This is a genomic window from Micromonospora sp. KC606, from assembly GCF_004348675.1.
Lineage (GTDB): Bacteria > Actinomycetota > Actinomycetes > Mycobacteriales > Micromonosporaceae > Micromonospora.
In genome coordinates, this window is record NZ_SMKN01000268.1 from 1 (window position 1) to 7,213 (window position 7,213).

General features: G+C 68.3%; 6 protein-coding genes. 1 reads left to right on the plus strand and 5 read right to left on the minus strand.

Annotated elements, in window-relative coordinates:
- Positions 1-132: 132 nt before the first annotated feature.
- From E1193_RS28720 to E1193_RS28740, 5 genes are all read right to left on the minus strand, one after another.
- Positions 133-642, minus strand: a complete 510-nt coding sequence (locus E1193_RS28720) for a hypothetical protein (protein ID WP_132186302.1) — start codon at positions 640-642, stop codon at positions 133-135.
- Positions 643-1,735: 1,093 nt separating this feature from the next.
- Positions 1,736-2,779: a hypothetical protein gene (locus tag E1193_RS28725; protein ID WP_132186303.1), complete on the minus strand. Its 1,044-nt coding sequence runs from the start codon at positions 2,777-2,779 to the stop codon at positions 1,736-1,738.
- Positions 2,776-3,114, minus strand: coding sequence for a PadR family transcriptional regulator (locus E1193_RS28730; protein ID WP_243707954.1), 339 nt, complete (start codon positions 3,112-3,114; stop codon positions 2,776-2,778). The genes E1193_RS28725 and E1193_RS28730 overlap by 4 nt, the downstream gene beginning before the upstream one ends.
- 402 nt (positions 3,115-3,516) lie before the next feature.
- Positions 3,517-3,957, minus strand: a complete 441-nt coding sequence (locus E1193_RS28735; protein ID WP_132186304.1) for a nitroreductase/quinone reductase family protein — start codon at positions 3,955-3,957, stop codon at positions 3,517-3,519.
- A gap of 1 nt (position 3,958) precedes the next feature.
- Complete coding sequence (locus tag E1193_RS28740) at positions 3,959-4,699, minus strand: SDR family oxidoreductase (protein ID WP_132186305.1); 741 nt, start codon at positions 4,697-4,699, stop codon at positions 3,959-3,961.
- Positions 4,700-4,788: 89 nt separating this feature from the next.
- Here E1193_RS28740 and E1193_RS28745 point away from each other — a divergent pair.
- Positions 4,789-7,213 (plus strand): BTAD domain-containing putative transcriptional regulator (locus E1193_RS28745; protein ID WP_132186306.1); only part of this gene is annotated, 2,425 nt, incomplete at its 3' end.

Below are 7,213 nucleotides of genomic sequence, written 5' to 3' on the forward strand. Positions count from 1 at the left end.
CCGTCTCCTCACGACCAACGGGCGCACGGTCTGCCGCAAGACCTCAAACGGGTCCGAAGAGTGCAGTGCTGACCCGCCAGCCGCTACCGAAGCCATCCTGCACCAGCAGGCTGACGGAACCTATTAGGTGAGTCAGCCACACTGCCAGAGAAATCTGCCTTCCGTGCCATCCGGTGAAACGAAGACGTAGCCGACGCCGGCGTCGCCGAAGTTATGGCCCAAACGGTCAGTCAACTGTCCGATCAGCTGCCAGCCCGGCCCGGGCGTCTCGTCACCCTGCAGCCACACCGGCTCGCCGCCCAGGAACTCCCACGCTTCCTCGTCGCCGTGGACCTGCTGGTTCACCGGTAGGTGATCCTCCACGGGCCAGGACGGACCCTCGCCAAGCTCGCTTACAGCGAAGAAGGCTGGCACCGATCCGTCAGGCTGAATGATCACGGCGTTTTCGCCACCCTCAGGCTCCCAGGTGCCATCGACGTACTCGTCGCCGTCAGTCATGAACAGGTAGGCCATACGGCACTCGCCACCGCTGTCCAGGCGGAACTGACCGATGAACGTCATCGGCTCGCCGAGCGAACGCGACACCGGCCACTGCGGAGTCCGCAGCCACACCGGTTGTCCACCCAGCTTGGTGACCGGCATGCCGACCACCTCGCTGCTTGGCTCGAATCAAACTGGACGACGCATGCTCGCAACTCCTTGTAGCTCGTCACGCCCTCAGGCCACCGCTGACACCGGCGGTAGGCCTGCTGGAGCCTAGGGAACCTCTACGACAGACAAGAACCGGTGCGAGCCACGCCGCAGGCCGTCCGCCCGTCGGCATCCTCGTATCGGTGTCACGATGGCGCCCAACAGCGGCACGACTCAGCGGCGCCGGCCGCGCCCCATCAGCGGCATGACAGTGCGAGCGTGACGTGCGAGAGTCGACAGGTCGATAGAGTGCAGGTTCGAGTGCTGGAGGCAGGAGTGCAACGGCGATATGCCGAATACCAAGCGCTCGCGAGGCGTGGGCTAGGGCGCTACAGGCTCTTTCGCAGCGTCCAGCTCAATGCGGTCGGCTGGGCCAGTGTTGCGGCGCTGTGTCTCGCGGGCGCAGCCGCGGGATACGGAGTCAGCCTGCTAACCCACGGGTCCAACCCAGTCTGGCTCATAATCGGAGGACTGCTGAGCCTCATCGCGTTGGTCGTGGCAGACCACAAGAAATGGGGTCGGATCTGGACTGGGTATTCATGGGACGACTCGCCGCAGACGATGGAAAGTGTGTGCATAGAATTGAGGCACCTAGGGCTGCCTGTCGAGACTGCAACGTATTCCGACGGGCGGGTACACCTCCGCTACCGTCAGCGCGATGCTAGGCGGGTTGCCTTGGCACTGAGTCGCCTCGGAATTCCCCCGCCTCCCCTGCGGTGAGCGCCCTCTAGAACTGCTCAACAGCCGCGTGTCGTCATCTCTACTTTGATCAGACGCACTCATCTCGGCAGATCAGTACGCCTGATCTTGGTCGAGGTTGGCCTCGTGGGTCAGATTGCGAATGCGGTGACAGCGCTGGTTTTGTAGTAGACCGGGCGGGGTCGGCGTCAGGTCTACTGTGCGGTGAATCGATGCGCCACGTCTGTGCTGCCGGAGTTGGAGCCCGGCCTATTATGTCGGCGAGCTGGCCGAAGGTGGACTATTGCGATGGTCCGAGGACGGTTGTGGAGCGGCGTCGGGACAGTCCGATGGCAGCTACGTTTTGTCATGTCTTCGCCGTGCCTGCTGAGCCGGGGGCGGTGGCGGGTGCAGGCCGGGGCGGGCAGAGCGCGGCCACGGCGATGGCTGCTGTTATCGCCGCCCCGGCGGGGTAGGCCATGCCGCCAAATTCGTCGGTGGGCACCAGGCCACGCCAGAACGGCGAGTCAGGCACGGCCGTGCCTGACAGTATGCCCAGGTATTGCAGACTACCGAGCAGCCAGGCGGGGATCAGCAAGACGAGACCGCCGATGGCGGTGGTGGCAGCGAGAGGGGCTGCCAACGGACGGTGCTCGAGACGGCGGCTGGCCCAGCCGGCTAGCAGCCATCCAGCCAGCATGCCGAGCAGGCCGACGGCGAGCGTCGAACCGGTGAGCCAGCGTGGTTCCGCCCGGTAGATCGAGACCCTGAGCCCGCCTTCGGCGTACGCTGCGTCGAAGTAGTCCTCGAACGACAGCACGAGTGCGTCGTTGCGTGCGGTCAACGCCTGCGAGTTGTTTTGCCGGGCGCCGGTTTCGATGTCGGTCGGGCTGGTCGAGTAGGTGTCGGTGACGCGCCAGCCGGCCGCCTCCAGGCGTTGCTGCAGGCCGGCTAGATAGGCGTCGACGTCCTCGGTCGCAGGCGTTCGATCGGTGCTGTAGCTGACCGACGCCGCATCGGTCTCACCGCCGTTGTTGCGGAAGGGGTCGTCCGACCTTTCGTGCCATTGTGCCGATAAGCCTGGGGTGAGCATCTCGGCGAGCTGAGTCCGCGCTGCGCCGGTTGGGAGCGCCGGCGCCGCCTCCCAACCAATACGGTTCGCCAGCGACGCGCTCAGAAAGCCGGAGAAGATTGAGGCGAAGATTGCCAGCACGACCACGCCCCTGCTGAGTGGGCGACCGAGTCGGGCCCGCATGCCTTGCCGAAGCAGGTTGAGCGTCTCAATAGGGCCAGGCCGGACGTGTCCGGCCTCGGCAGCCATGAGCAGCGTGTCCGCCAGTTCTCCGCGACGTGAGCCCTTCGGGTAGACGCGCAGCAGCAGGCGATATGGGGTGGCGAGGCGGCGGCTCATGCGAACGCCGGGCCAGGCCGCGAGGCGTTCAGCAGCCGCGATGCGGTGCTAGCGTTGCGGGCCAGTCGCGCTGTCTCCTCAGCGAGTGCCGCCGCGCCGCCGTCGGTGAGGCGGTAGTAGCGCCGAGGACGCCCTTCAACGGTCTCCTCTCTGTCGATCGCGACCAGTCCTTGGGCGGCTAACCGGTCCAGCGCCGCGTAAAGGGTGCCGGCCTGCAACCTGACCTGGCCTTCGGAGAGTGCCTCGGCCGTCTGGATCACGCCGTACCCGTGCCGTGGTTGATCGACCAGCGCGGTCAGGATCCAGAACGTCGGTTCTCGCATGGCTTTCGACATAGCCGTCAATATAAAGATTATCTGACTATGCTGCAACGGCGCTGGTGCCGCGCCGGCTGGGGCGCTTACATCGCCCGCTTGCAGTCCCGGGCCACGCCCCGCGAACCGGCAGACCCGAACAAGCCACACGAGCACTCCCCGGTGGCCGGAGGGAGCACCAACGGCCACTGCATCGCCGGGCAACCCCCCTATCGCAACGTCCCGAACAGCGCACTCATCTCGGCAGAGCAGAACGTCTGCGCCAGCGAGGCTCTGCTACTGACGGTGATGGGCGCACCGGCTGGGTTGCGCACTCTGTGCGGCAGATCAGCGCACGCAGTCTCGGTCGGTCAACTCGCTTCGCGTTGAGGAGGCGCTTCTCGACGAGTGGCTGGCTTGCGTGCCGTCGAGAAGCGCCGACCGCTACGAGACGGGCGCGAGGCGTTCGAGGGCCACCACGGGAATGGTCCGGTTGCTGCGCGCCTGACACGTCCGGTACACCGGCGCTAGTTCGACCATCTGCTGCCATAGTCGCTCGCGCTCGGCGCCGCCCGCCGTGCGGGCCCAAGCGGTGAAGCGCTCGCCGCGGATCTGGACGTGGACGTCAGGGTGGGCGACCAGGTTCAGGTACCACTGCGGGTGGGTGTGTGTGATCGCCGAACCCGACGCCACCAGCACGCACCGCCCGTCGTCCTCGCCGTAGAAGAGCCCTGTGCGGTACAGCTTTCCGGTTGTGCGGCCGCGGTGGGTTAGCACAAGGTTGGTCACCCCGCCCTCGCGGTAGCCGCTCGCGCCGTCCGTCGCCAGGTAGCGGCGCACGTGTTCGGCGACCGACGGGTCCGGGCTGTCGAATACCTGGGTCACATCAGTGTCCTAGCCCTTGGGCGAAGCCGCCGTCGACTGCCAGCTCGACGTTGGTGGTGAACGTCGCATTCTCGGCTAGGAAGAGCGCGGCGATGGCGACCTCCTCGACGGTGCCGTTGCGGCGTAGCGGGGTGGATTCGTCACCCTGCCGCTCGAACTCGCGGCGCTCCTCCTCGGTAAGGTCGGCCACACCCATGGTCGGGGTTTTGATATATCCGGGGGCCACGCTGTTCACCCGGATCTTCCTCGGCAACAGCTCCACGGCCAGTACATGTGCGAACGCGCGCATCGCTTCCTTCGACGCCGAGTACGCGCTCAGGCCGGGGAACACGACGTCGTTGGCGACTGTCGTGAACACCACGGCGCCGCCGTCGTTGATCAGCGGCGCGAGCCGCTGCACGGTGAAGAACGCCCCCTTGGTGTTGACCGCGAAGTGCCGGTCCCACGCCTCCTCGGTCACCTCGGCCAATTCGGCGAACTGTGCGATGCCGTGGTTGATGAACAGGTAGTCGACGCTGCCGAGCCGCTCTGCCACCACGTCGCCGAGCGCGGCGATGTCGGCCATGCTCGCCGCGTCGGAGCGCACTACGTGCGCCGCCTCACCCTTGAGCAGGGTGCGTGCCTCCTCGATGTTCCGCTCGTTGCGGCCCGTCAGCACCACCTCGGCACCGCGGGCAAGCAGCTCCCGCACGATCGCCAGGCCCATGCCGTGCGTGCCGCCGGTGACAACCGCTTTCTTCATGACTTGACTTCCTTTCGTTGCTGGTGAGGTGACTGTGCCGGGCGTCGCTTTCGGTCTGCTGTCGGTTGGCTTGCGGTTACCCTGATCGCATGCGTTTCGGGGTGCTCGGGCCGCTGGCGGTGTGGACGCCGGGTGGTGATCCGGTCACGGTGCCCGAGGCGAAGGTTCGCACGCTGCTGGCGCGTCTGCTCATCGACCCAGGACGGGTCGTGTCCGCCGATCGGCTGGTCGACGATCTGTGGGGCGATGCGCTCCCAGCCAACCCCGCCGGCGCTCTGCAGACCGTCGTGTCTCGCCTGCGCCGCGCCATCGGCACCCGCCTGGTTGTGCACCGCCAGCCGGGTTACCTGCTGGACGTGCCGCTCGACGCCTTGGACAGCGGCCGATTCGCCGAGCTGGCTGGGCGTGCGCAGCGCACGACTGACCCGGGCGCGCTGGCGGCGCTGCTCGCCGAGGCGCTCGGCTTGTGGCGCGGCGACGCGTTCGCCGAGTTCGCCGACGAGCCCTTCGCCCACAGTGCGGCCGCCGCGCTGGCGGAGCAGCGCCTCGTAGCCTGGGAGTATTATGCCGAAGCGCGGCTGCGGCTGGGGGATCATGCGGCGCTGGCCGGTGAGCTGCGCGAACTCGTCGATCGACATCCGCTGCGCGAGCGCCTCCGCGCCGCGCACCTGCGCGCCCTGCACGGCGCCGGCCGAACCACCGAGGCACTCGACGGCTACCGCCGGCTGCGCCAACTGCTCTACGACGAACTAGGACTCGAACCGGGCGCCGACCTAGCCGTGCTGCACCAGCAGATACTGCGCGGCGAGTCCCCCATGCCGCCATCCACAGCCCTGACCCCGCCACTGCCCACACCGCTGACCGAGCTCGTCGGCCGGGACGACGCCGTCACCGACCTGCGCACACTGCTCGGCATTCACCGCCTGGTGACGCTGACCGGACCGGGCGGGGTGGGCAAGACCAGGCTCGCGCTCGAAGTGGCGCGTGGCAGGGACGACGTCTGCTTCGTGGAGCTCGCTGGCCTGCCGCGGGACACTGCGGTGGACGCACTGGCAGACGTCGTCGCCGCGGCGCTCGGGGTCCGCGATGGCTCCCGACCTGGGTCGACCGCCGACCGGCTCGCCGACGTGCTGCGGAGAAGGCGGCTGCTGCTCGTACTGGACAACTGCGAGCACATGGCCGAAGGCGTCGCCGCGCTCGCTTCCCGGATGTTGCAGGCACCGGGTCTACGCGTGTTGGCGACCAGCCGGGAGCCGCTCGGCGTCTCCGGCGAACACCTGTGGGAAGTGCCGCCGCTGGACGTTCCGAATCCGGGCGCCTCCACGGCGGACTTGCTGCGCTCCGGCGCCGTGCGGCTCTTCGCCGCGCGGGCAGCGGCCGCTTCCCCTAGGTTCGAGGTGACAGGCGACAACGCCGAGACCGTCGCCACAATCTGCCGCCGCGTCGACGGCATCCCGCTCGCCATCGAACTGGCGTCGGCTCGCGTCCGGGTCCTGGGCACGGCTCAGCTGGCCGAACGGCTCCACGACCGGTTCGCCGTCCTCACTGGCGGCCCGCGGGACGCGCCCCCACGCCAGCGGACGCTGCGCGCAGTACTCGACTGGAGCTGGGAGCTACTGACCGCGGCCGAGCGGGCGGTGCTGCGCCGGCTGGCGACCTTCGCCGACGGCTGCACGCTCGCCGCCGCGGAGACCGTGTGCTCCGGCGACGGCGTGCGAAGTTCGCAGGTGCTCGACCTGTTGGCACGACTGGTCGACCGCTCGCTGGTCGTCGTCTCGCACACCGCCGACGGCCCCCGCTACGGCCTGCTGGAGTCGGTATCCGCGTACTGCGAACAACAACTCGACTCGAGGGAGCGTGACCTGCACCGGCACGCGCACGCCGCGTACTACACCTCGCTCGCCGAGGAGGCCGCCACCCACCTGTGCGGACCAGACCAGCAGCGCTGGCTGCACCGCCTCGACACCGAGAGCAGCAACCTGCGCCGCGCGCTCGGCGACGACCGCTGCGCGCCTCGCCTGACGCGTGCGCTGGTGTGGTACTGGTTCCTGCGCGGGCGGCTCACCGAGGCACGGCGAGCAACGGCAGCCGCAGGCAGCGCCACCCTCGCGCTCGCGGCCTGGAATGCCGGGTTCCGGCTACTCAGCGGCGAGCCAGCGGACAGCAACGCCGCGCTGCGTCTGCATGACGCCGTCACCGACCCTCGCGAGCGGGCGATGGTCGGCTGGTTCCTCGGCTACGCCGCAACCAGGTTCGGCGACCTGTCGGTGGGTGAGACACTCACCCGTGCTGCGCTGGCGGCGTTCGAGGACCCCGGCGACCGCTGGGGCATCGCCGCCGCCCTCAGCGTCCGCGCCCTACAACGCCACGTCCGCGGCGATCTTCGCGGGACGCTCCTATGGCGCGTCAAGTGGTTGGGGAGGGTTTTCGAGGCGTCGGTAGAGGTCTCGGGCGATGTAGCGCTTGAGGCAGCGTTTGATCTCGCGGTCGGTTTTGCCTTGGGCGCGGCGGCGG

What these genes read in the sequence shown, in the direction of transcription:
- E1193_RS28720 (WP_132186302.1), bottom strand. Translation starts at nt 642, where the DNA reads ATGCCGGTCACCAAGCTGGGTGGACAACCGGTGTGGCTGCGGACTCCG.
- E1193_RS28725 (WP_132186303.1), bottom strand. Translation starts at nt 2,779, where the DNA reads ATGAGCCGCCGCCTCGCCACCCCATATCGCCTGCTGCTGCGCGTCTAC.
- E1193_RS28730 (WP_243707954.1), bottom strand. Translation starts at nt 3,114, where the DNA reads ATGTCGAAAGCCATGCGAGAACCGACGTTCTGGATCCTGACCGCGCTG.
- E1193_RS28740 (WP_132186305.1), bottom strand. Translation starts at nt 4,699, where the DNA reads ATGAAGAAAGCGGTTGTCACCGGCGGCACGCACGGCATGGGCCTGGCG.